This is a genomic window from Streptomyces polygonati, assembly GCF_042650325.1.
GTDB lineage: Bacteria > Actinomycetota > Actinomycetes > Streptomycetales > Streptomycetaceae > Actinacidiphila > Actinacidiphila polygonati.
Window position 1 is genome coordinate 1 of record NZ_JBHSBB010000026.1, and the last position, 25,110, is coordinate 25,110.

The 25,110-nt window shown below is 71.7% G+C and carries 8 protein-coding genes; 3 read left to right on the forward strand and 5 right to left on the reverse strand.

Features of this window, described 5'->3' with window-relative positions; genetic code table 11:
• The 3 genes from ACFO3J_RS28255 to ACFO3J_RS28265 form a co-directional block, all read right to left on the reverse strand.
• Positions 1-14,573 (reverse strand): SDR family NAD(P)-dependent oxidoreductase (locus ACFO3J_RS28255; protein ID WP_449343657.1); only part of this gene is annotated, 14,573 nt, incomplete at its 3' end.
• Between the two features lie 53 nt (positions 14,574-14,626).
• Positions 14,627-14,914, reverse strand: a complete 288-nt coding sequence (locus ACFO3J_RS28260) for a hypothetical protein (RefSeq protein ID WP_386435119.1) — start codon at positions 14,912-14,914, stop codon at positions 14,627-14,629.
• 103 nt (positions 14,915-15,017) lie between these two features.
• Positions 15,018-15,872 carry a helix-turn-helix domain-containing protein gene (locus ACFO3J_RS28265; RefSeq protein ID WP_386435122.1) on the reverse strand — a complete coding sequence of 285 codons (855 nt, stop codon included), beginning with the start codon at positions 15,870-15,872 and terminating at the stop codon, positions 15,018-15,020.
• Between the two features lie 147 nt (positions 15,873-16,019).
• Between ACFO3J_RS28265 and ACFO3J_RS28270 the strand changes: the two genes are divergently transcribed.
• The gene (locus ACFO3J_RS28270; protein ID WP_386435125.1) at positions 16,020-16,622 is read left to right on the forward strand and encodes an NADPH-dependent FMN reductase; all 603 of its coding nucleotides are present in this window, start codon (positions 16,020-16,022) and stop codon (positions 16,620-16,622) included.
• Positions 16,623-16,701: 79 nt separating this feature from the next.
• On the opposite strand, the gene ACFO3J_RS28275 is transcribed toward ACFO3J_RS28270, so the two are convergent.
• Entirely contained in the window at positions 16,702-18,150 is a 1,449-nt protein-coding gene (locus ACFO3J_RS28275; protein ID WP_386435278.1) for an endo-1,4-beta-xylanase, read from the reverse strand.
• Between the two features lie 559 nt (positions 18,151-18,709).
• Here ACFO3J_RS28275 and ACFO3J_RS28280 point away from each other — a divergent pair.
• Complete coding sequence (locus tag ACFO3J_RS28280; protein ID WP_386435128.1) at positions 18,710-20,122, forward strand: extracellular catalytic domain type 1 short-chain-length polyhydroxyalkanoate depolymerase; 1,413 nt, start codon at positions 18,710-18,712, stop codon at positions 20,120-20,122.
• Between the two features lie 94 nt (positions 20,123-20,216).
• Here ACFO3J_RS28280 and ACFO3J_RS28285 read toward each other — a convergent pair whose 3' ends face one another.
• The gene (locus tag ACFO3J_RS28285) at positions 20,217-21,761 is read right to left on the reverse strand and encodes a cellulose binding domain-containing protein (protein ID WP_386435131.1); all 1,545 of its coding nucleotides are present in this window, start codon (positions 21,759-21,761) and stop codon (positions 20,217-20,219) included.
• A 264-nt stretch (positions 21,762-22,025) separates the two neighbouring features.
• On the opposite strand from ACFO3J_RS28285, the gene ACFO3J_RS28290 reads away from it, so the two are divergent.
• Positions 22,026-24,950 carry a glycoside hydrolase family 48 protein gene (locus ACFO3J_RS28290; protein ID WP_386435133.1) on the forward strand — a complete coding sequence of 975 codons (2,925 nt, stop codon included), beginning with the start codon at positions 22,026-22,028 and terminating at the stop codon, positions 24,948-24,950.
• Positions 24,951-25,110 lie beyond the last annotated feature (160 nt).

The window sequence follows — 25,110 nt, forward strand, 5'->3', positions numbered from 1 at the left end:
TCCGCCAAACCCACCATCACCGCGAACAACGCCGGCTGCACCACATCCACCCGGTCCAGCGAACCCCCGGACAGCACCTCCACCAACGACCAGTCCGTATACGGCGCCAGAGCGGCGGCACAGTCATCAATCGCCGCCCGGAAAACCGCCGACTCCCCGTACAGCTCCCGGCCCATCCCCACCCACTGCGCCCCCTGACCCGGGAACACAAACACCGTCCGGCCCGACCCACCCACCACACCACTGACCACCCGGGGATCCCCCTCGGCCAGCGCCGTCAACTCCCCCACGAGCTCGGCCCGCGTCCGGCCCAGCAGCACCGCCCGGTGATCGAGCGTCGTGCGCGTGGTGGCCAGTGCCCGGCCGACCGCGGCCGGGTGGAGGCCAGGCTCGGCGGTGAGGTGGTCCGCGAGTCGGCGGGCCTGGGCGCGCAGGGCGTCATCCGTTGTGCCGGACAGCAGCCACGCGATCGGTTCGGCCGAGTCGCTCGAAGGGGATTCGCCCGCGACGGCTTCGGAGACATGTTCGATGATCAGATGGGCGTTGGTGCCGCTCGCCCCGAAGGCCGAGATCCCGGCGCGGCGGGGGCGGCCGGTGTCCGGCCACGGAATGGTGTCGGTGAGGAGCCGGATGTCGCCGGTGTCCCAGGCGACATACGGGGAGGGTTCCTCGACGTGCAGCGTCCGCGGCAGTTCGCCGCGCCGCATCGCCATCACCATCTTGATCACGCCCGCGACACCCGCCGCCGCCTGCGTATGACCGATGTTGGACTTCACCGAACCCAGCCACAACGGCTCCGTCCGGCCCTGACCGTAGGTCGCCAGCAAAGCCTGGGCCTCGATCGGATCACCGAGCGTCGTACCGGTGCCGTGCGCCTCCACCGCGTCCACGTCCGACGGCTCAAGACGGGCGTTCGCCAGCGCCTGCCGGATGACCCGCTCCTGCGACAGGCCGTTCGGGGCGGTCAGACCGTTGGTCGCACCGTCCTGGTTGACCGCGCTGCCCGCGACCACCGCCAGCACCTGGTGGCCGTTCCGCCGCGCGTCGGAAAGCCGCTCCAGCAGCACCAGACCCGCGCCCTCACCCCAACTGGTCCCGTCGGCAGCGGCGGAGAAGGGTTTGCACCGGCCGTCGGCGGCCAGGGCGTGCTGCCGGGAGAACTCCGTGAAGCCCAACGGGGTCACGATCACCGTGACCCCGCCGGCCAGCGCCAGCGAGCACTCCCCGGTCCGCAGCGCCTGCGCGGCCAGGTGGATCGCCATCAGCGACGACGAGCACGCCGAGTCGATGGACACCGCCTGGCCCTGAAGGCCCAGCACGTAGGAGACCCGGCCGGAGGTCACACTGGGCGAGATGCCGGTGGCCAGATAGCCCTCGGCGTCGGGGGGCGCCTGCTCCGGGCTGCCGACGTAGCCGGAGGACCAGATGCCGGTGAAGACGCCGGTCTGGCTGCCGCGCAGCGAGGTCGGGTCGATGCCGGCGTGCTCGAAGGTCTCCCACGCGGTCTCCAGCAGTACCCGCTGCTGCGGGTCCATCGCCAGCGCCTCGCGCGGCGAGATCCCGAAGAAGTCCGCGTCGAACCCGGCGGCGTCGGTCAGGAAGCCACCGGACCGGGTGTACGACGTCCGCGGATGATCGGCGTCCGGATGGTAGAGACGCTCCACATCCCAGCCCCGGTCGGCCGGAAAGTCCGTGATCGCGTCGACTCCGTCGGACACCAGCCGCCACAGGTCGTCCGGCGACGCCACCCCGCCGGGCAGCCGGCACCCCATCCCCACGATGACGATCGGATCGTCGGTGGTGGCCACGGTCGGTGTGACGGCGGCGACATCCTTGCGTGCGCCGGAGAGTTCGGCTGTCAGGTGCTCGGCCAGTTCGGCCGGAGTCGGATAGTCGAAGACCAGCGTGGCGGGCAGCCGCAGTTCGACGGCGGCCGCCAAGCGGTTGCGCAGCTCCACGGCGGTCAGCGAGTCGAAGCCGAGGTCGCGGAAGGTCTGCCGCGGTGTGATGGCGACGGCTTCGGCGTGGCCGAGCACGGCGGCGGTGTGGGTGGTGATCAGCCCGACCAGGTCCGACGCGGGAGCCTTCGGGGCCGGCAGGGCGCGCGGTGCCGCGAGGTCGGCGGTGATCAGGGCCGGACGTCCGCTGGCCAGCGCGGTGTCGAACATGGCCAGCGCCCGGTCCGTGCTGAGCGGTCGGATGCCCTTGCGCGCCAGGCGTTCCCGGTCGGTCGCGGTGAGGTGGGCGGTCATGCCGCTCTCCTGCGCCCAGTAGCCCCAGGCCATCGAGACCGCCGGCAGACCGAGGGACCAGCGGAACTCCGCGAGGGCGTCGAGGTAGGAGTTCGCGGCGGCGTAGCCGGCCTGGCCCGCGTTGCCGAGCACACCCGCGGCGGCGGAGAACAGCACGAACGCGGCGAGGTCGTGCTCCCGGGTCAGCTCGTGCAGATGCCAGGCGCCGTCAGCCTTGGGGCGCAGTACGTGGTCGAGTTGCCCGGCCGTCAGCCGTTCCACCACCGTGTCGTCCAGCACGCCGGCCGCGTGGATCACGGCGGTCAGCGGGTGGGCCGCCGGGATACCGGCGAGCAGCGCCGCCACGGCTGCGCGGTCGGCGATGTCGCAGGCCGCGACCGTCACCTGGGCGTCCAGCTCCGGCGCCGTACCGCCGCCGCGGCTGACGAGCAGCAGATTCCGTACGCCGTAGCGGGACACCAGATGCCGGGCGACCTCCCGTCCGAGGGTGCCGGTGCCGCCGGTGATCAGCACGGTGCCGTCCGGGTCGATCGGCCGGGGGACGGTGAGCACGATCTTGCCGGTGTGACCGGCCTGGCTCATCAGCCGGAACGAGCCGACCGCCTGGCGGAGGTCGGCGGCGGTGACCGGCAGCGGAGCGAGCGCCCCATCGGCGTGCATCGCCACGACCTCGGTGAGGATCTCCCCCAGCCGTACGGGATCAACCGCGTTGAGGTCGAACGCCCGGTAGGTGACGCCTTCGGGCGAGCGGACGTCCGTCTTGCCCATCTCCACGAACCGGCCGCCGTCGGCGAGCAGCCGCAGGGAGGCGTCGGTCAGCTCTCCCGCCAGCGAGTTGAGGATCACGTCCATGGCGGGGAAGGTGTCGGCGAACTGCGTGGTGCGGGAGGAGGCGATACGGTCGTCGGTCAGACCGAGCCGCCGCAGCGCGTCCCACTTCGCCGGGCTCGCGGTGGCGAACACCTCCGCGCCCCTGCTGAGGGCGAGCTGGATCGCCGCCATCCCGACGCCACCCGCGCCGGAGTGGATCAGGACCCGCTGGCCCGGGCGCAGCTCCCCCAGGTCGAAGAGCCCGTACCAGGCGGTCATGAACGCGATGGGCACCGACGCGGCCCTGGTGAAGCTCCAGCCGTCCGGGACGGGCACCAGCAGCCGGTGGTCGGTCACCGCGCGCGGCCCCAGCGCGCCCGGGATGACTCCCATGACCCGGTCGCCCGGCTGCAAGGCCGTCACACCGGGGCCGACTTCGAGGATCGTGCCCGCGCCCTCGCCGCCGAGCAGCGCCGGGTCCGGGTACATGCCCAGCGCGACCAGCACGTCCCGGAAATTCAGGCCGGCCGCGCGCACCGCGACGCGCACCTGCCCCGGCTCCAGCGGGGTCTCCGCGCAGGTGACCAGGGCCAGGTCGTCCAGCTGTCCGGTGCCGGACTCGCTCAGCCGGTAGGGGCCGTCGGGGGCGATCAGCTCCGGGGTGTACTTCGCCCGCCTCGGCACCAGGATCGCGTTGTCCCGGACGGCCAGCTCGATCTCGTCACCGGCCACCATGGCGGCCTGGACGGCCTGTTCCTCGGAGCCGTCACCGACATCGACCAGCACGAACCGGCCCGGGTGCTCGGCCGCGGCACTGCGGACCAGCCCGCGCACCGCCGCGCCCGCCACGCCGCGGGTCAGGACCGCGAGACGGGACGCGGCCTGCTCCGGCTGCCCCGGCTGCTCGGGCTGGCTCGCAAGGAATCCCTGGACCAGTTCGCGGGCCTGCTGGGTGAGCGCGTGCACGGCGTCCGCGTCCTCGGCCGCGCTGAGCACCGGACTCGCCACCACGTCGGTCGGCGGGCTCGCGGTGAGGGGCACCCACTGGGTGTGCAGCACCGCGGCCCGGGGCTCGGCCGCCGGACGGACGGTCAGCGTGCCGATGTCCGCGACCGGATTGCCGGACAGATCGGTCAGCGTCGCGCGGTAGCGGTCGGTGCCTTGGCGGGACAGGTGGACCCGCGCGGAGGACACACCGGTGGCGTGCACGGCCACACCCGAGAAGGAGAACGGCAGCCGGACCCGGTCGTCCGGGCTGAGCAGGATGAGCGGCTGGAGTGCCGCGTCCAGCAGTGCCGGATGGATGCCGAACCGGGCGCCGTCGGGGACGGAGACCTCGGCGAACAGCTCGTCGTCGCCCCGCCACAGTGCCCGTACGCCTCGGAAGGCCGGTCCGTACTCGTAGCCGAGGCCGGCGAGGAGGGCGTAGAAGCCCTCGGGGTCCACGGGTTCGGCGTTCCGTGGCGGCCAGGGGACATGGCCGCTGGCCGTCACCTGGCCGCCGAGGGTCCCGGAGGCGTGGTGGACCCAGCCTTCGTCGCCCTTGGAGTGCACGGTGACCGGGCGGTGCCCGGTGTGGTCCGGCGCGCCGACCGCGACCTGGATGTCCGTCGGCGTGTCCGACAGCGGCAGCGGAATGTGCAGGACGAGGTCGTCGAGTGTCCCGCCGTCCGAGGTGGCCAGTTCCAGGAAGGCGGTGCCCGGCAGCAGCACGGTGCCGTTGACGGCGTGGTCGGCCAGCCATGGATGGGTGCGGGTGGAGATCCGGCCGCCGCGCACGACGCCCTGGTCCGGCAGTTCGACGGAGGTGCCCAGCAGCGGATGCCCGCTGCCGCGGACATCGGTGGTGGGCGTCAGCCAGTAACTGCCGTGGTCGAAGGCGTAGCTGGGCAGCCGTACCCGGTGCGCGTCGCCCTGCGGCCAGGTGACCGCGACCCCCTGGACGTGCAGGCGGGCCAGGGAGACGCGGAAGTCGTCGGTGTCGCCCTGGTCGCGGCGCAGCGTCCCGGTGGCTACGCCGTCCAGGTCGGGCAGCAGCACCGGGTGCGGGCTGACCTCGACGAACACCTGATAGCCGTCCTCGGCCAGTTGGGCGGTGGCCAGGTCGAAGCGCACCGGTTCCCGCAGGTTCCGGTACCAGTACTCGGCGTCCACGGTGTCGACCGGCTCTCCGGTGACGGTGGAGTAGAAGGGGATCGTCGCCGGCCGCGGCCGGATGCCGGCGAGGTCGGTGAGCAGCCGCTCGCGGATGGCCTCGACCTGCGCCGAGTGGGCCGCGTAGTCGACGGGGATGGCGCGGGCGCGGATGCCGTCCCCGGCGCAGGATTCCAGCAGTTCGTCCAGGGCCCGCGGTTCGCCGGACACGACGACGGTGCTGGCGGAGTTGACCACCGCGACGGTGACCCGGTCGCCCCAGGGACGCAGGTAGTCGGCGGCCCGCTCGGCGGACAGCATGACCGAGACCATGCCGCCGTGCCCGGCCAGTTCGACCAGGGCCCTGCTGCGCAGGGCGACGACCCGGGCGGCGTCGTCCAGCGACAGGGCCCCGGCGAGGTAGGCCGCCGGGATCTCGCCCTGCGAGTGCCCGACCACGGCGTCCGGCTCGACGCCGTGGTGGCGCCACAGTTCCGCCAGCGCGACCATCATGGCGAACAGGGCGGGCTGCACCACGTCGACCCGGTCCAGCGGGCCGCCGGTGAGCGCCTCGACCAGCGACCAGTCGGTGTACGGCGCCAGTGCCGCGTCGCAGGCGTCGACGGCCGCGCGGAACACCGGTTCGGTCCCGTACAGCCGGCGTCCCATGCCGACCCACTGCGACCCCTGCCCGGGGAAGACGAAGACGGTCTTGCCCAGCGGGCCGGCGGTCCCGGTGACCAGGCCCGGCGCCGCCTCCCCGTCGGCCAGGGCGTCGAGGCCGGTGCGGCCGCCGACCACCACCGCGCGGTGATCGAACCGGGTCCGCGCGGCCAGCGCGGCGCCGATCGCCGCCGGGCTCAGCCCGGGATGCTCGGCGACGAAGGCGCGCAGCCGGCCGGCCTGGGCGCGCAGCGCGGAGTCCGACTTCGCGGACAGCGGCCACATGACCTGATCGTCCGTGAGGCCCGGGGCGGGGGGTTCGGCGACCGGGCGCGGTTCGGCGGGCTGTTCGATGATCACATGGGCGTTGGTGCCGCTGATGCCGAAGGCGGAGACGGCGGCGCGGCGCGGCCGCTCGGTGCGCGGCCAGGCGACCGGTTCGGTCAGCAGCCGGACCGCGCCGGACTCCCAGTCGACGTGGCGGGTGGGCTCGTCGACGTGCAGGGTCTTGGGCAGCCGGCCGTGGCGCATCGCCATGACCATCTTGATCAGGCCGGCGGCGCCCGCGGCGGCCTGGGTGTGCCCGATGTTGGACTTGACCGACCCGAGCCAGGCCGGTTCGGCCCGCCCGGCGCCGCCGTAGGTGGCCAGCAGCGCCTGGGCTTCGATGGGGTCGCCGAGCGTGGTGCCGGTGCCATGGGCCTCGATGGCGTCCACCTCGGACGGTTCGAGGCCGGCCTTCGCCAGCGCCTCCCGGATGACGCGTTCCTGGGAAGGGCCGTTCGGCGCGGTCAGGCCGTTGGAGGCGCCGTCCTGGTTGGTGGCCGTGCCCCGCACCACCGCCAGTACCTCGTGACCGTTGCGGCGCGCGTCGGACAGCCGCTCCAGCAGGACCAGACCGGCGCCCTCGGACCAGCCGGCGCCGTCGGCCGCGGCGGCGAAGGACTTGCTCCGGCCGTCCGGCGCGCTCGCCCCCTGCCGGGACATCTCGGTGAACAGCGTGGGTGTCGCGTTGACGGTGACACCGCCGGCCAGGGCCAGTGAGCACTCTCCGGAGTGCAGCGCCTGAGCGGCCAGGTGCAGGGCCACCAGGGACGACGAGCAGCCGGTGTCCAGGGACAGCGCCGGGCCGAGCAGGCCCAGTTGGTAGGACAGCCGGCCGGACCCGGCGCTCGTGGCCGTGCCGGTGACCTGATATCCCTCCAGGTCGTCCGGGATCGGTCCGGCCGCGTAGCCCGTCGACCAGATTCCGGTGAACACGCCGGTCGACGTGTCCTCCAGCGAGGTCGGGTCGATACCGGCGTACTCGATGGTCTCCCAGGCCGTTTCCAGCAGGATGCGCTGCTGCGGGTCCATCGCGAGCGCTTCTCGCGGGGAGATGCCGAAGAAGGCCGCGTCGAAGTCTCCGGCGCTGTCGAGGAATCCCCCCTTGGAGGTGCGTGAGGTGTGCGGGCGGCTCGCGGTCGGGTCGTACAGGTGGTCGATGTCCCATCCCCGGTCGGCCGGGAAGTCGCCGATCGCGTCGACACCGCCGGCGACCAGCCGCCACAGGTCCTCGGGGGAGGCGACACCGCCGGGAAGGCGGCAGCCCATGCCGATGATCGCAATCGGCTCGTCCGTGGCGGTCGCGACCGCGAGGTCCGGTGCGGCCCGCTCGCCGGACAGATGCGCGGCGAGCCGGGCGGGTGTGGGGTGGTCGAAGATGAGGGTCGGGGGCAGCTTCACGCCCAGCGCGGCGGTGAGGCGGTTGCGCAGCTCCACCGCCGTCAGCGAGTCGAAGCCGAGGTCCTTGAAAGCCTGCTTGGGGTCGAGCCGCTCCGGGACGGCGTGGCCCAGTACGGCGGCCACATGGGTGGTGATCACCTCCAGTACGTCGGTCCCGCCGCCCGCCTGGAGTTCGGGTGCCCGGGGCCGCGTCCGGAGCTGCGTCCGTGCTTCGGGGAGGTCGTGGAGCAGCCGGCTCGGCCGGGCGTGGGTGTAGGCACGGGCGAACTCGGCCCACTCGACCTCGGTGACGATCGCGAGGGCGTCGTCGTGGTCGAGGACGTCCTGGAGTTCGTCGAGTGCCCGCTGCGGGCTCAGCTCGCCGAGACCGAGCAGGGTGCGCTGCCGCTGCACGGATTCCAGGGCCGCCATGCCGCCTTCGGCCCAGATTCCCCAGGCCACGGATGTCGTGGCCCGGCCCTGCGCGCGGTGCTGGGCGGCCAGCGCGTCCAGGAACGCGTTTCCGGCGGCGTACGCCGCGCCGTGGCCGTCGCCCCACACCCCGGCCGTGGAGGAGAACAGCACGAAGGTGTCGAGTTCCGGCAGCAGTTCCGCCAGGTTCGCGGCGCCAGCCACCTTGGCGGTGACGACCTCGGCGAACTCCGCCACCGTCATGTCGGCCAGTCGGGTCGCCCTGATCGCCCCGGCGGTGTGGAAGACCGCGCGGATGTCGCCGATACCGTCGATCAGGTCCCGCAGGGCCTCCCGGTCGGCGACGTCGCACGCCGCCACGGTCACCCGGGCGCCGCTGGCCGCCAGTTCGTCCCGCAGGTCGCTCGCGCCGGGCGCGGCGGGGCCGCCCCGGCTGACCAGGACGATGTGTTCGGCGCCCTGCCGGGCCAGTCGACGGGCCAGGTGTCCGCCGAGCGCCCCGGTGCCGCCGGTGACCAGCACCGTCCCCTCGGGCCGCCAAGGCTGTGCGACACCCCCGGGGCGCTTGCGGCGCAGGCGTTTGGCGAACCGTCCGGTGGTCCGGATCGCCACCTGGTCCTCGCCCGTGCCGGCGAGCACGCCGAGCAAGCGCTCCACGCTCGTCTCGTCGGGCTCGGCCGGGAGGTCGACCAGGCCGCCCCAGCGGTCCGGGAACTCCAGCGCCGCGGACGCGCCGGTGCCCCACACCAGCGCCTGCGCCGGGCTGGTGAGCGGGTCGGTGCCCGACGTGCTCACGGCGCCGCGCGTCGCGCACCACAGCGGGATGTCCAGCGTCCGCACCAGGTCCAGCGTGCGGGCCAGGCCCATCGGGACGGCCGGGTGCTCGGGGTGCGGTTCCTCGTCCAGGGCGAGCAGCGACAGCACGCCGTCCACCTCGGGCCGGCCGTCCAGGGTGTCGGTCACCGGGAAGCCCCGCTCGCGCAGCGCCCGCGCCCAGGGGTCCTCCGACGCGGCCAGCACCAGCCACCGGGCCGGGTCCACCGGCTCCGGGTCGCCCGTCACCGGGACCCACTTCACCTCGTAGCGCCAGGTGTCCCGAGGTGCCGCCGGAGTCGCGCTCAGCCAGTAGGGCTCGCGCTGGAAGGCGTACGTGGGCAGGTCCACCCGCGGCGTCCTGCCGGGCAGCGCGGGCGACCAGTCGACATCCGCCCCGGCGGCGAACAGCCGTCCCGCCGCGGAGAGGAACTCGGCCAGACCGCCGTGGTCGCGGCGCAGAGTTCCGGTGGCCATGGCGTCCAGCGTCGGCACCAGCACCGGGTGCGGGCTGACCTCCAGGAACAGGTCATGGCCGTCGTCGGTGAGCTTGCGGGTGGCGAGGTCGAAGCGCACCGGCTCGCGCAGGTTGCGGTACCAGTACTCGGCGTCCACGACGCCGACCGGCTCACCGGTCACGGTGGAACAGAACGGGACCTCCGCCGCGCGCGGCGTGATGTCGGCCAGGTCGGCGAGCAGCCGTTCACGGATCGCCTCCACCTGCGCGGAGTGCGCCGCGTAGTTCACCGGCAGGGTGCGGGTCCTGATGCCGTCGGCCTCGCACGACCGGAGGAGTTCGTCCAGCGCGTCGAGACCGCCGGAGACCACCACCGCTCCGGGGCCGTTCACCGCGGCGACGGTCAGCCGCTCGTCCCAGCGGAGCAGATAGCCGGCGGCCTGCTCGGCGGACAGTCCCACGGAGACCATGCCGCCCTGGTCCGCGATCAGCGCCAGGGCCTTGGACCGTACCGCCACCACTTTGGCCGCGTCGTCGAGCGAGAGCGCCCCGGCGACGTACGCGGCGGCGATCTCCGCCTGGGAGTGGCCGACCACCGCGTCGGGCTCGACGCCGTAGGACCGCCACAGTTCGGCCAGCGCCACCATCACCGCGAACAGGGCGGGCTGCACCACGTCCACGCGCTCCAGCGACCCACCGGACAGCGCCTCGACCAACGACCAGTCCGTGTACGGCGCCAGAGCGGCGGCACACGCATCAATGGCGGTACGGAAAACCTCCGACTCCCCGTACAGCTCCCGGCCCATCCCCACCCACTGCGCCCCCTGACCCGGGAACACGAACACCGTCCGGCCCGAACCGGCCGGCCGGGCCGGCGGGAGCGCGGCCAGGCCGGACAGCAGTTCGTCCCGGTCGGCGCCGGTCACGGCGGCCCGGTGGGTGAATCTGGCGCGGGTGGCGAGTTCGTGGCCGATCGCGTCGACCGGGACCTCGGGATGGGCGGTCACGAAGTCGCGCAGCCGCTCCGCCTGCGCGCTCAGCGCGGCGTCCGTCTTCGCGGACAGCAGCCAGGCGACCGGGCGGGCCGCGTCGGGGGCGTGGCCGGGAACGGAGTCGGAGACCGGCCCGGAAAGCGGGTCGGGGGACTGCTGGAGGATCAGATGGGCGTTGGTGCCGCTGATGCCGAAGGCCGACACCGCGGCACGGCGGGGACGGGCGGTGTCCGGCCACGGGACGGCCTCGCTGAGCAGCCGGATGTCGCCGGAGGCCCAGTCGACGTGCGGGGTCGGGGCGTCGATGTGCAGCGAGCGCGGCAGCCGCCCATGCCGGATGGCCATGACCATCTTGATCAGGCCCGCCACACCGGCCGCCGCCTGGGTGTGACCGATGTTCGACTTCACCGACCCCAGCCGCAGCGGCTCGGTCCGGCCCTGACCGTAGGTGGCCAGCAGGGCCTCGGCCTCGATGGGGTCGCCCAGGGTGGTGCCGGTGCCGTGCGCCTCGACAGCGTCCACGTCCGACGGGTCGAGACCGGCGTTCGCCAGGGCCTGCCGGATCACCCGCTCCTGGGAGGGACCGTTCGGCGCCGTCAGGCCGTTGGACGCGCCGTCCTGGTTGACCGCGCTGCCCGCGACCACCGCCAGCACCCGATGGCCGTTGCGGCGCGCGTCGGAGAGCCGCTCCAGCAGGACGAGCCCCGCGCCCTCGCTCCAGCTCGTACCGTCGGCGGCGGCCGAGAACGGCTTGCTGCGGCCGTCCGCCGCGAGGCCGTGCTGGCGGGAGAACTCGGTGAAACTGACCGGCGTCGCCATGACCGTGACCCCGCCGGCCAGCGCCAGCGAGCACTCGCCGGAGCGGAGCGCCTGCGCGGCCAGATGGATCGCCACCAGCGACGACGAACACGCGGTGTCCACGGACAGCGCGGGACCGCGCAGGCCGAGATGGTAGGCGACCCGCCCGGAGGTGACGCTGGTCGCCGCGCCGGTGATGAGATAGCCCTCCAGGTCCTCCGGCAGGCCGGGCCCGGTGGCGTAGCCGGACGACCAGACGCCGGTGAACACACCGGTCTGCGTGCCGCGCAGCGCGGTCGGGTCGATGCCGGCGTGTTCGAAGGTCTCCCAGGCGGTCTCCAGCACCAGGCGCTGCTGGGGGTCCATGGCGAGTCCCTCGCGGGGCGAGATCCCGAAGAAGGGCGCGTCGAAGTCGGCGGCCCCGTCGAGGAATCCGCCCTTGGAGATGTACGTCGTGCCCGCGCTGCGCAGCTGCGGATCGTAGAGGTGGGCCAGGTCCCAGCCGCGGTCGTCGGGGAAGTCGCCGATCGCGTCGACCTCGGCGGTGACGAGCTGCCACAGGTCGTCCGGCGAGGCCACCCCGCCGGGGAAACGGCAGCCCATCCCGACGATGACGATCTGGTCGTCGTCCACGACCGTCGGCGCCGGGGGCAGGTCGGCCGCGCCGTTCCGCAGGTAGTCGATCAGCTCCGCGGGCGTCGGGTGGTCGAAGATGAGACCCGAGGGGAGTTGCCGGTCCAGTGCGGCGGTCAGCCGATTGCGCAGTTCGAGCCCGGTGATCGAGTCGAAACCGAGATCCTTGAAGGTGAGTCCGGGGTCGATGTCGGCGGAGTCGCCGTGCCCCAGCACGGAGGCGATCTGCGCGGTGACCAGGTTGCCGGTGTCGCTGGCGTCGCCGGCGCCCCCCGACCCGGCGCGCGCCCCGGTCTCCAGGGACTCCAGGGCCTCCGCGGTCTCCGTGGTCGACAGCCAGTAGGAACGGCGCTGGAAGGGGTACGTGGGCAGGTCGACCGGTTCGGCCTCGGGGACGGCCGGGGACCAGTCGACCGGTACGCCCGCCACGAACAGCCGGGCCAGCGCGGACAGGAACGTGATCGGTCCGCCCTGGTCGCGGAGCAGCGTGCCGGTGCCGACACCGGTCAGGCCGGCCTGCTCACGGGTGTGTTCGAGGGCGGGCAGCAGCACCGGGTGCGGACTCACCTCGACCACGACTTCGTGCCCGTCCGCCAGCAGCGTCGCGGCGGCCAGATCGAACCGGACCGGCTCGCGCAGATTGCGGTACCAGTAGTCGGCGTCCAATTCCGCCGTGTCCACGAGCGCGCCGGTGACCGCGGAGTAGAAGGGGATGCTCCCCCGCCGCGGCCGCACGCCGTCCAGTTCGGCGGACAGCCGGTCGCGAATCGTCTCGACCTGGGCCGAATGGGCGGCGTAGTCCACCGGGAGGGCGCGGGCCCGGATACCGTCCGCCGTACACGATTCGAGCAGTTCGGTCAGGGCGTCCGGATCGCCGGACACCACGACGGAGTCGGCGGCGTTCACCACGGCCACCGTCAACGCGCCGCCCCAGCGTGACACGTAGTCCTCCGCTCGGGCGACGGACAGCGCCAGGGACACCATGCCGCCCTCGCCGGCCAGCGCGACGAGCGCGCGGCTGCGCAGTGCCACCACCCGGGCCGCGTCGGCCAGGGACAGCGCGCCCGCGATGTGCGCCGCGGCGATCTCTCCCTGCGAATGCCCGACCACCGCGTCGGGTTCGACGCCGAAGGCGCGCCACAGCTTCGCCAGGGACACCATCACCGCGAACAGCGCCGGCTGTACGACGTCCACCCGGTCGAGGGAGTCGCCGTTGACGACATCGATCAGCGACCAGTCGGTGTGCGGGGCCAGGGCTTCGGCGCACTCGTCCATGGCGGCCCGGAAGGCGGGGTACTCGGCGTACAGCTCGCGGCCCATGCCGATCCACTGCGCACCCTGACCGGGGAAGACGAAAACGGTCCCTCCGGGACGGCCGGCCCGCCCGGCGGCGATCTGCGCGGAGCCGACCAGGACCGCGCGGTGGGCGAAGTGCGTGCGGGTGGTGACGAGCGCGTGGGCGACCTGGGCCCCGGTCGTCTCCGGGTGGCCGCGGAGGTGCTCGTGCAGCCCCTCGATCTGCGCGCGCAGGGCCGGCTCGGTCTTGGCCGTGACGACCCAGGGCAGCGGCGCGGACCGCCGGACGGACGGCCGGGCCGGCTGCCCGATCGGGTCCGGCGCCTGCTCGACGATCACATGCGCGTTGGTGCCGCCCATGCCGAACGACGAGACCCCGGCGATCAGCGGCGCGTCGTGCCGGGGCCAGTCGGTGAGCGCGGTCTGCACCTCCAACTTCAGGGCGTCGAGGGGGATGTCGGGGTTGGGGGCGGCGAAGTTGAGGCTCGGCGGCAGCGCGCGGTGGTGCACGCTCAGCACGGTTTTGAGCAGGCCGACGATGCCCGCGGCGCCTTCCAGGTGACCGACGTTGGTCTTGGCCGATCCGACCCGCAGCGCACCGGCCGGGCCGGACCCGGGATCACCGGCCTCGGCCGGGTCGCGGTAGGCGGCGGCCAGGGCGGCGGCCTCGATCGGGTCGCCCACGGCGGTGCCGGTGCCGTGCAGCTCTACGTACTGCACGTCCGCCGGACGCACCCCGGCGTCGGTCAGCGCTTCGCGGATCACCTCCCGCTGGGCGTCCGCGCTGGGGACGGTGAGGCTCTGCGTCGCGCCGTCGTTGTTGACCGCGCTCCCCCGGATCACGCCGTACACCCGGTCGCCGTCGGCCAGGGCCCGTGACAACGGCTTCAGCACGACGAAGGCGCCGCCCTCGCCGCGGACGAATCCGTTGGCCCGGGCGTCGAAGGTGAAGCACCGGTCGTCCGGCGACAGGCCGCCGAACTCGACGGCGCCCACCTCGCGGGACGCGGCCAGGTTCAGGTTCACCGCGCCGGCCAGGGCGAGTGCCGACTCGCCACGACGCAGGCTCTCGACCGCCAGGTGCACCGCGACCAGCGCCGACGACTGAGCGGTGTCGACCGTCAGGCTCGGGCCACGCACGCCCAGGAAATGCGAGACGCGGTTGGCGACGACACCCCGGTTGGTGCCGGTCAGCGTGTGCGGCGTGACATGGCGGGGGTAGACCAGGGACGCGTAGTCGTCCCATGTCGCACCGATGAACACACCGGTCCGGCCGCCGGCCAGTGTCCCCGGCAGGATCCGGGCGTCCTCCAGGGCTTCCCAGGCGAGTTCGAGCATGAGCCGCTGCTGCGGGTCCATCGCGGCGGCCTCGCGCGGCGAGATACCGAAGAATCCGGGGTCGAATCCGTCCACCCGCTCCAGAAAGCCGCCATGGCGTGAACCCGGCCGGCCGGCGGGCGGCGCGGTGATCGCGTCGACGCCGTCGCGCAGCAGCCGCCAGAACGCCTCCGGATTCGGCGCCTGCGGGAGCCGGCCCGCCATTCCGACAACCGCGACGCGGTCTGCTTCCGAATCGAAGTGGGAGCGCATCACATCGACACCTCGTCAGCCGGAGAATGAGGAAAGGTGGATCTCCAGCTCAGTCAGTCGCGATGGCGCGGCTCGGATGCGCGCGGCGGCCGGTATCCGGAGCTCGTGCGCAGCCCGGCAACCCGGTCGGGCCCAGTGCCGGACTCGACCGTACGGACCGATGCGGGGATGAATCGCTGGAGTTCCTCGAAAGCGACAGCATTGGCGATCTTCGAGGAGAAAGCGGCGTTGAGCTGCGCGAACGGGCCGAAGACGACAATCGTCGGTCCCGGAGACGAGCATGCAATACGTTCAGCACCATTACCATAGGGCCCGGCAAGGCTGGCTTGAATGATGCACATGACAACGTCATTTGCCTGCATGCAAGTGCGGAAGAGTGGCGGAATTCTTCCCTCCCGGTGCCGGGAAGTGGCTTCGGTGATCCGCGGCCGCCGGGGCCGCGGATCAGCCGGAGACCGCGCGCAGGGCGCCGGGGCGGCGGCCGGTGAGGCGGTCGAGGGCGGCGGAGGTGGACTCGTCGGCGGGGAGGTGGACGACGAGGCGCTGGTCGTCGTCGGCCGGCAGGACGAGGGTCTCGTAGGCCAGGCGGAGTTCACCGGCCTCGGGGTGGACCAGCCGGGTGACCCCGCTGACGCGGGAAAAGCCGGGAAGGGACCTCGCCCGTTCGCTGAAGGCGGTCCCCGCTGTCAGGGTCAACTCGTCCGCGAACGCCGCGATATGGGGGTCCTCCAGGAAGGGGCCCTCCTTGAGCGCGGCCACCTGTTCGTCGGCGACCAGCGCCCAGTCGGGGAAGACGGCGGGGGCACGGTCGTCGGCGAACACGAAGCGGAGGAGGTTCGGCGGGTCGCCGTCCAGCAGCCCGGGCGGGCCGGCCAGCCGCTCGTAGCGCGCGGTACGAGCCAGGATCTCGCTGAGCCGGTTGAGTACCACGGCGGGGGCGGGCTCCAGGCTGTCGAGCAGCGCCCGCACGGTCGGCCGCACCGTGCGGACGGGTGAGGCGCCGCCCATGCAGGAGAAACCGCCCGCGGCGCCCTTGCTGAGGCGGTGCAGGTGGATGCGCTCGGCGGAGGACAGCTGAAGGACCGTGGCCAGCGCCGAGAGCACCTCCGGTGACGGGCGGCGGTCGCGGCCCTGTTCGAGCCGGGTCACGTACTCGACACTCACCCCGGCCAGCGTGGCCACCTCGGCCCGGCGCAGGCCCGGTGTACGGCGACGGGACCCGGCCGGCAGGCCGACTTCCCCGGGCGTCAGGGATTCCCGGCGGCTACGGAGGAACAGTCCCAGCTCGTTGTCGCTCACGCTTCGAACGTAACAGGGGAGGCGGGGCCGGATCGTGGCCCTCTCGCTACCAGTCTCGGCCCGGTCTCCCTGTCCTCCGGCCGGCGCGACAGATTGAGGACGTGGCCTCGACGGTCACTCCACGACATCCGTCCAAGGAGCACAGCCATGCCCAGCGAGATCCTCACCCTCGCCGTGATCACCGGCAGCGTCAGGGAGGGCCGGTTCGGTCCGGTGGTCACCAACTGGTTCGCCGGACAGGCCGCGCTCCACGGCGGATTCACCGTGGACCTGGTCGACCTCGCGGACATCCCGCTGCCGCTCGCCCTGCCCGCCGTCTCCCCCGCGCTCGACCCGGAACCGGTGCGCCCGGCGGGGATGGCGAGCCTGACCCGGCGGCTGGCGGCCGCCGACGCGATCGTGGTGGTGACGCCGGACTACAACCGCAGCTTTCCCGCCTCGCTGAAGGCGGTCATCGACTGGCACTACACCCAGTGGCAGGGCAAGGCGATCGGGTTCGTCGGCTACAGCGGCGCCAGCGGCGGTCTGCTGGCCATCGAGCAACTGCGCCAGGTCTTCAACGAGTTGCACGCCCACACGGTCCGCGAGTACGTCAGCTTTCCCCGCTACTACGAACTGTTCGGGCCGGACGGCGCCCTGAAGGAGCCGTCCGGCCCGGCCGCGGCGGCGCGGGCGCTGCTGACCCAACTCCACTGGTGGGCCGCGGTGCTGCACGACGCCCGGCGCGACCGCCCGTACCTTTCCGCTTAGGCCGGGGTGGTGTCCGGTGGCGCGGTGGAGTGGGGTCCACCGCGCCACCGGTCGGTCAGCTGTTGAGCAGCTCAGTCGGTCAGCGGGGCTGGCAGGTGAGCGCCAGGGTGGTGGGCGCAGGGCCGCCGTTGGCCACATAACCGAAGGTGGTGGACGCACCGACCGCCAACTGCCCGTTGTAGGACTCGTTCACCGCCGTCGCCCGGCCACCCGAGATCGTCAGCACGGCGTTCCAGGAGTTCGCCACCGAATGACCGGAAGGCTGACTCCACCCCACCGACCACCCCGACAACGGCGAAGAACCCGAATCCACCACCGACACCTCGACCTGATAACCCCCCGACCACGAACCCACCAACCGGAACACCGCGGAACACCCCGCACCACCGGAACCACCCGATGAACCCGCCGACGAACCGGAAGACGTACCCGAAGACGTACCAGCAGACGTACCGGAGGAGGTGCCGGAGGAGGTGCCCGAAGACGTACCCGCCGACGTACCAGCGGACGTACCCGAAGAGGTCCCGGAAGACGTACCCGCCGATGTCCCCGGCGACGACGCGTTCAGTGCGGCGAGCACCGCCGTATAGGCCGGCTTCTTCGCGTAGTTGCCGTCGAAGAGCAGCGGGGTGTCACCGCTGCGCCACGAGTACTTGTCGGTGATCCCCCAGACCGTGATCCCCGCGCAACGGGAGACGGCCAGGCAGGCGTTGACCACCGCCGTGTAGCTGTTGGCCTGGGCCGTGCCGGAACCGGCGACGTCCATCTCGGTGATCTGCACGTCCACGCCGAGGTCGGCGAACCGCTGGAGGTTGGCCTGGTAGTCGCCGGGCACCGGCGACTGGCTGTTGAAGTGGCCTTGCAGACCGACGCAGTCGATCGGCACACCACGGGCCTTGAAGTCCTTGACCATGTTGTAGACGGCTGTGCTCTTCGCGTTGACACCGTCGATGTTGTAGTCGTTGTAGCAGAGCTTGGCGTCGGGGTCGGCGGCGCGAGCGGTGCGGAAGGCCTCCTCGATGTAGCCGTCGCCGAGCTTGTCCTGGAACGGGGAGCTGCGCCGGGCGCCGCTACCGCCGTCCTGGAAGGCCTCGTTGACCACGTCCCAGGCGTAGATCTTGCCCTTGTAGTGCTGCACGACCTGGGTGATGTGGTTGTCCATCGCGGACTTGAGGTCAGTGGCGTTCAAGCCGCTGACCCAGCCCGGCAGTTGGGAGTACCACACCAGTGTGTGGCCGCGGATCTTCATGCCCTGCCCCTGGGCGTGGCTGACGATCTGGTCGGCGGAGCCGAAGGTGAAGGTGTTGCGGGTCGCCTCCACGGCGTCCCACTTCATCTCGTTCTCCGGGGTGACGGCGTTGAACTCGGTGTCCAGCGTGGTCGCGTAGGGCGCCTCGCTGAGGTGGTTCGCCGCGACCGCGGTACCGAAGTAGCGGCCGTCGGCAGCCGCGGACGCGCCCAGCGTGCTCGCCGCGTGGGCGGTGCCGGACAGCCCGATCAGGCTGACGGCGGCCAGCGCGCCGGTCACGGCGGTGGCGAGGACGAACCGTACGCCACGCCGTCGACGTCGGGCGGCGTGTGTGCGGCCGTGGGGGGATGACTCGATCAACTTCCGACCTCTTCCTCTGGCAGTCCGGCGGGCGCGGTACGCACCACCGGACAGGTGGGGGGCCATTCGCGAGGGCCTTGGCAGCCACGGGAGGGGGTGCCGCGGGCGCGGCGTGGCTGGCCAGGAGGTGGATCGCTGACAAGAATGAGCCCGGGCCGCCGAAACGTCAAGGCCTCATTCTCGAAACATTTCGAAAGGCCGGGCCGTCAGTTCGCCGAACCTGCGGCGTCCCCCTCCCCAGCTGGGCAACCATCTTTCGGGGAAAGCCGGGCGAACTTCGGGCCGATCGATCCGCCACCATCGCCACGGCGAACACTGCTCCATCTCTTGACGACCCCAGAAGGCAGCCCTATGTTTCCCGAAACATTCGCGTAAGGGCCGAAACTTTTCGTAACCGGCGAGCATCTGCCGTTCGCCTGCCGCCGGCCGGCGGGAGAGGGAGTCTCCCCCGGTCGGCGGCACCGGAAAGGACACCGTCATGCCCCCGAAAAAGCACCGCCCCGGTCTGCTGCTGACCGTGCTCGGGGCGATCGTCGCCCTGCTGGCCAGCTTCGGCCTCTCCACCCAGTCCGCCTCGGCCGCCTCGCTGACCGAGGTGACCGGTTTCGGCAGCAACCCGAGCAATCTGCGGATGTACGCCTACGTGCCGAACAGTCACCCGGCCAACCCGGCGATCCTCGTCGCGGTACACCAGTGCACGGGCTCCGGCCCGGGCTTCTACTCCGGCACCGAATTCGCCTCCCTCGCCGACCAGTACGGCTTCATCGTCATCTACCCGTCCGCCACCCGCAGCGGCAGCTGCTTCGACGTCTCCTCGCCGCAGGCCCTCAAGCGGGGCGGCGGCAGCGACCCGGTCGGTATCATGTCCATGGTCACCTACGCCGAGCAGCACTACGGCGGCGACCCCAGCCGCGTCTACGTCACCGGCGCCTCATCCGGCGCGATGATGACCAACGTCCTGCTCGGAGACTACCCCGACGTCTTCAAAGCCGGTGCCGCGTTCATGGGCGTCCCCTTCGGCTGCTTCGCCACCACCGACGGCTCCTCCTGGAACAGCGCCTGCGCCAACGGCCAGATCAGCAAGACCCCACAAGCCTGGGGTGACCTCGCGCGCACCGGCGACCCCGGCTACACCGGCCCTCGGCCGCGTATGCAGCTGTGGCACGGCACCGCCGACACCACCCTCTACTACGCCAACTTCGGCGAAGAGATCAAACAGTGGACCAACGTCCTCGGCGTAAGCCAGACCCCCGTGCTGACCGACAGCCCCCAGTCCGGCTGGACCCGCACCCGCTACGGCACCAACACCAACCAACCTCCCGTCGAAGCCATCAGCATCCAAGGCGTCGGACACGCTCTGCCCACCACCGGCATGGCCGCCCGCGCCATCACCTTCTTCGGCCTCGACAACACCTCCGGAGGAACCACCGCGGGCACCTCCGCAGGAACATCCGCCGGCACCTCCGCAGGAACGTCTTCCGGTACGTCGGCGGGTACCTCCTCCGGTACGTCTGCTGGTACGTCTGCTGGTACGTCTTCGGGTACTTCTTCCGGTTCGTCGGCGGGTTCGTCGGGTGGTTCCGGTGGTGCGGGGTGTTCCGCGGTGTTCCGGTTGGTGGGTTCGTGGTCGGGGGGTTATCAGGTCGAGGTGTCGGTGGTGGATTCGGGTTCTTCGCCGTTGTCGGGGTGGTCGGTGGGGTGGAGTCAGCCTTCCGGTCATTCGGTGGCGAACTCCTGGAACGCCGTGCTGACGGTCTCGGGTAGCGGGGCGACGGCGGTGAACGAGTCCTACAACGGGCAGTTGGCGGTCGGTGCGTCCACCACCTTCGGTTATGTGGCCAACGGCGGCCCTGCGCCCACCACCCTGGCGCTCACCTGCCAGCCCCGCTGACCAACCGACCTGAACGACTGAGCGACCGGTGGCGCGGTGGACCCCACTCCACCGCGCCACCGGAGACCATCGCCGCCCGGTTGGGACGGAAGGGTCAGCTCAGCGCCCTGAGATGGTCACGCAGCCCGATCCCGTACGCCGTCGGTGTGCCGTCGTAGGACGAGATCAGCGAGGGGCCGGAAGAGCAGTCCCAGGTGTTCCAGGTCCAGCCGAGGTAGGACAGTTGATGTGCGTCGAGCCAGTTCATGAACTGGTCGGTGAAGCCGTGCGAGCAGGTGTTCTCACCGATCTCGGTGGCCGCCAGCGGCACCTGCGCCGCGACCGGTGCCAGTTGCGAGTCCCAGCAGGAACTGGACGAGCAGGAGTTGAAGTTGTAGACGTGCACGACCGCGCCCAGGTTGCCGGTGGGGTCGACCGGCTTGTGGGTCAGCCAGCCGGTCAGGTCGTTGGAGTAGGCCACGCCGCCGAGCAGGATCACGTTCTGCGCACCCGTACCGCGCACCGCGTTGACCAGCGACTGCATACCGGCCACCTGGTAACCGATGCCGGGGCAGGTGCCGCCGTCCCGCCAGCAGGTCCAGGCCTGCTCAGCGGTGGAGGTGGCCCGGTCCGGGTACGGCTCGTTGAACATCTCGAAGACCACCGAGCGGTCGGACTTGAAGGTGTCGGCCACGCTGGTCCAGAACGGGATCGCGTACTGCGCGTCCGGCATCGGCTTCTGGCAGGTGGCGTTCACGTCCGAGCAGCCCGCCGAGTTCCCGGTGTAGGTGCCGTGCGTCCAGTGGAGTTCGAGGATCGGCGTGATGCCGTGCGCGACCAGGCGGTCGACCCAGCCGGTGATCGCGGCGATGTAGTTGGCGCCCGCGTCGGCGGCCGGCACATAGGACAGCCCTTGCCAGCAGTCCTCGTTGAGCGGCACCCGGACCGCGGTGACGCCCTGCCAGCTCTTGATGGCGTCGATCGAGGCGTCGTCCGCCGGGCCGTCGAAGATGCCCCTCCCTTGCGCGCACATGAACTCGGTGCCCGAGCGGTTGACGCCGTGCAGCACGACCTGCTTACCGGTCGAGTCGAGCAACTTGTTTCCGGAGACGTGGAGTTGGGGCGGGGCTTTGTCGCCCGGCGGCGTGGTCGGCGGCGTGGTGGGGGGTGTCGTGGGCGGCGTGGTGGGGGGCGTGGTGGGCGGAGAAGTCGGTGGCGTGGTCGGCGGGGTGGTCCCGTCGACGTTGCACAGCGTCCCGTTGAGCCTGAACGCGGTCGGCGCGGCGTTGCTCCCGGACCAGTTCGCCAGGAAGCCCGTGCTCACCGTGCCGCCGGAGGCGATCGCCCCGTTGTAGGACAGGCTCGCCACCGTCACCTTGGTGCCGGACTGGGTCCAGGTGCCGTTCCAGCCCTGGGTGACGTGCTGGTTGCCGGGGAAGTCGAAGGTCAGGTTCCAACTGGTGGTGGCCGAGGCGTTGTTGCTGATGGTGACGTCGCCCTGGAAGCCCGAGTCCCATTGGTTGACCACGGAATAGGACACCGCGCAGGCCGGCGCCGCGCCCGAGGCGGCGGTGCTCAGGGCCGGCAGCAGGGCGGCCGCGGCCGCGGCGGTGGTCACGGCGCTGATCGCCAGGGCTGCGGTGCGCGTTGGTCGTCGCATGTGCGACTCCTCAGGAGTGGGGGGATCAATGTGTGGACGCGCTCCCACTGGTCCGCCCGGAACCCTAGCGGCCAGCCCACCCGGCCGGTAAGGGTGGCGCACAGGTTTGTCCAAGCCAACAGGGCGCCAACTGGGCATAAAAAGCGGCTCATCTGATGCCTTGACAGCTTGACCGCGCACCTCGATTGTGGGAGCGCTCCCACTGGTTCAGCTCTGCCATCCCCCCACATCCCCCCACAACGAACCGCGAGGAGGACCTCTCGCATGCTCGGAGGAAGACCGTTCAGAAAGCGGATACGAAGGCTCGCCACAGCCTTCGCCGCCGCACTCGCCCTGCCCGTGGCCATGACGGCCGCGGGAGGCGGTCCGGTGGCGCACGCCGCCGCCGTCCAGTGCAGCGTCGACTACACGACCTCGGACTGGGGCTCCGGCTTCACCGCCAACGCCAAGATCACCAACCTCGGCACGGCCGCCATCAGCGGCTGGACGCTGACCTACACCTACGCCGGCAACCAGACGCTGCAGAACGGCTGGAACGGCACGTGGTCGCAGTCGGGCCATAATGTCACCGTCGTCGCCGCCGACTGGAACAAGACCGTCGCGGCGGGCGCGAACGTCACCGCCAGCGCCAACTTCGGCTACAGCGGCACCAACACCGCGCCCACATCCTTCGCGGTGAACGGCACCGTCTGCGGCGGCGCGCACCAGCCGCCGCTGCCGGTGCTGACCAGCCCGGCGGCCGGGGCCAGCTACAGCGCGGGCGCCACCGTCCCGCTGGCCGCGACCGCGGTCGCCGCGGACAGCGCCACGATCACCAAGGTGGAGTTCTACAGCGACACCACCCTGCTGGCCACCGACACCACCGCGCCGTACACCTTCAACTGGTCGGCGGTCCCGGCCGGGGACTACTCGGTCTACGCGAAGGCGTATGACAGCCTCGGCGCCTCGGCCGAGTCGACCCCGGTGGGCCTGCACGTGGCCGCCGGACCCTCGATCGTGGCCAGTCCCGCGTCGGTCGCGGTGCAGCAGGGAAAGACCGGGACCTTCGGGGTCAAGCTGTCCAGCGCGCCGGCCTCGAACGTGACGGTCGCGGTGGCGCGTTCGGCGGGCAACAGCTCGCTGTCCGTGCAGTCCGGCGCGAGCCTGACCTTCACCCCGGCCAACTGGAGCACCGCGCAGAACGTCACTGTCGCGGCCGCGGCCACCGGCACCGGGGCGGCCACCTTCTCGGCGACCGCCACCGGCTACGCCGCGGCGAACGTCACGGTCACCGAGATCGCCGCGACCAGTGACTACAACGCCCGGTTCCTGTCGCTCTACGGGAAGATCACCGACCCGGCCAGCGGGTACTTCTCCCCCAAGGGCATTCCGTACCACTCGGTGGAGACGCTCATCGTGGAGGCCCCCGACTACGGTCACGAGACCACCTCGGAGGCGTACTCGTACATGATCTGGCTGCAGGCGATGTACGGCCAGGTCTCCAGCGACTGGTCGAAGTTCAACGCGGCCTGGGCGACCATGGAGAAATACATGATCCCCCAGCACGCCGACCAGCCGACGACCAGCTTCTACGACCCGAGCAAGCCGGCCACCTACGCTCCGGAGCACCCGCTGCCGTCGGACTACCCGTCGCAGCTGAACAGCGGCGTGTCGGTCGGTGTCGACCCGATCGCGGGCGAGCTGAAGTCGGCCTACGGGACGTCCGACATCTACGGCATGCACTGGCTGGAGGACGTCGACAACATCTACGGCTACGGCGACACCCCCGGCGGCGGCTGCGAGACCGGGCCGACCGCGGCCGGCCCGTCCTTCATCAACACCTTCCAGCGCGGGGCGCAGGAGTCGGTGTGGGAGACCGTGCCGCAGCCGACCTGCGACGCCTTCACCTACGGCGGCAAGAACGGTTACCTCGACCTGTTCACCGGTGACACGAGCTACGCCAAGCAGTGGAAGTACACCGACGCTCCCGACGCCGACGCGCGGGCCGTGCAGGCCGCGTACTGGGCCGACACCTGGGCCAAGGCGCAGGGCAAGGGCGCGGACGTGGCGGCCACCGTGGCCAAGGCCGGCGAGATGGGCGACTATCTGCGGTACTCCTTCTTCGACAAGTACTTCAAGAAGATCGGGAACTGCACCAGTCCGTCCTGCCCGGCGGGCACCGGCAAGGACAGCGAGCACTATCTGCTGTCCTGGTACTACGCCTGGGGCGGCGCGAGCGACACCTCGGCCGGATGGTCCTGGCGGATCGGTGACGGCGCGTCGCACTTCGGCTACCAGAACCCGCTGGCCGCCTACGCGCTGACCACCGACCCGGCCATGGCGCCCAAGTCGGCCACCGGCAAGGCGGACTGGACCACCAGTCTGAGCCGGCAGCTGGAGTTCTACCGCTGGCTCCAGTCGAGCGACGGCGCGATCGCCGGCGGTGCCACCAACAGCTGGAACGGGGCCTATGAGCAGCCGCCGGCCGGCACGCCGACCTTCTACGGGATGGCGTACGACTGGGAGCCGGTCTACCACGACCCGCCGTCGAACCAGTGGTTCGGCATGCAGGCGTGGTCGATGGAGCGGGTCGCGGAGTACTACCAGCAGACCGGCGACGCCAAGGCCAAGACGATCCTGGACAAGTGGGTCTCCTGGGCGATCTCGAAGACCACCATCAACGCGGACGGCACCTTCCTGATCCCGTCCGACCTCCAGTGGACCGGCGCGCCCGACACCTGGAACCCCAGCAGCCCGGGTGCCAACGCGAGTCTGCACGTGACCGTCTCCGCCTACGGCAATGACCTGGGCGTCGCGGCGGCCTACGCCAAGACGCTGTCCTACTACGCCGCCAAGTCCGGCAACGCCCAGGCGAAGAGCACGGCCAAGGCGCTGCTCGACGGCATGTGGAACAACTACCAGGACCCGCTGGGCATCGCCACGCCCGAGACCCGTACGGACTACAGCCGGTTCAACGACCCGGTCTACGTCCCGTCCGGGTGGACCGGCACCATGCCCAACGGCGACAAGATCAGCTCCGCGTCCACCTTCGCCGAGCTCCGCTCCTTCTACAAGAACGACCCCAACTGGTCGAAGGTCCAGGCGTATCTGAACGGAGGCACGGCGCCGTCCTTCACCTACCACCGCTTCTGGGCGCAGGCGGACATCGCGATGGCGATGGGGGCGTACGCGTTGCTCTTCAACGCCTGACCCGCGACGCCTGACCGGCTCGCTCCCCCGCCCCACCACGGCTCCACGGCCCGCCCCCGCGAACCCGCGGGGGCGGGTCCCCGCCGTTCCGGCTCCCGGAGCCGCGGCACACCGCGCGGGACGGGCCGCCGGACACTCCGGTTCAAATGGCCAGGGAGTA

Bases quoted from the DNA above. Each gene is read 5' to 3' on its own strand.
- ACFO3J_RS28260 (WP_386435119.1), bottom strand. From the start codon at position 14,914: ATGTGCATCATTCAAGCCAGCCTTGCCGGGCCCTATGGTAATGGTGCT.
- ACFO3J_RS28270 (WP_386435125.1), top strand. From the start codon at position 16,020: ATGCCCAGCGAGATCCTCACCCTCGCCGTGATCACCGGCAGCGTCAGG.
- ACFO3J_RS28280 (WP_386435128.1), top strand. From the start codon at position 18,710: ATGCCCCCGAAAAAGCACCGCCCCGGTCTGCTGCTGACCGTGCTCGGG.
- ACFO3J_RS28285 (WP_386435131.1), bottom strand. From the start codon at position 21,761: ATGCGACGACCAACGCGCACCGCAGCCCTGGCGATCAGCGCCGTGACC.
- ACFO3J_RS28290 (WP_386435133.1), top strand. From the start codon at position 22,026: ATGCTCGGAGGAAGACCGTTCAGAAAGCGGATACGAAGGCTCGCCACA.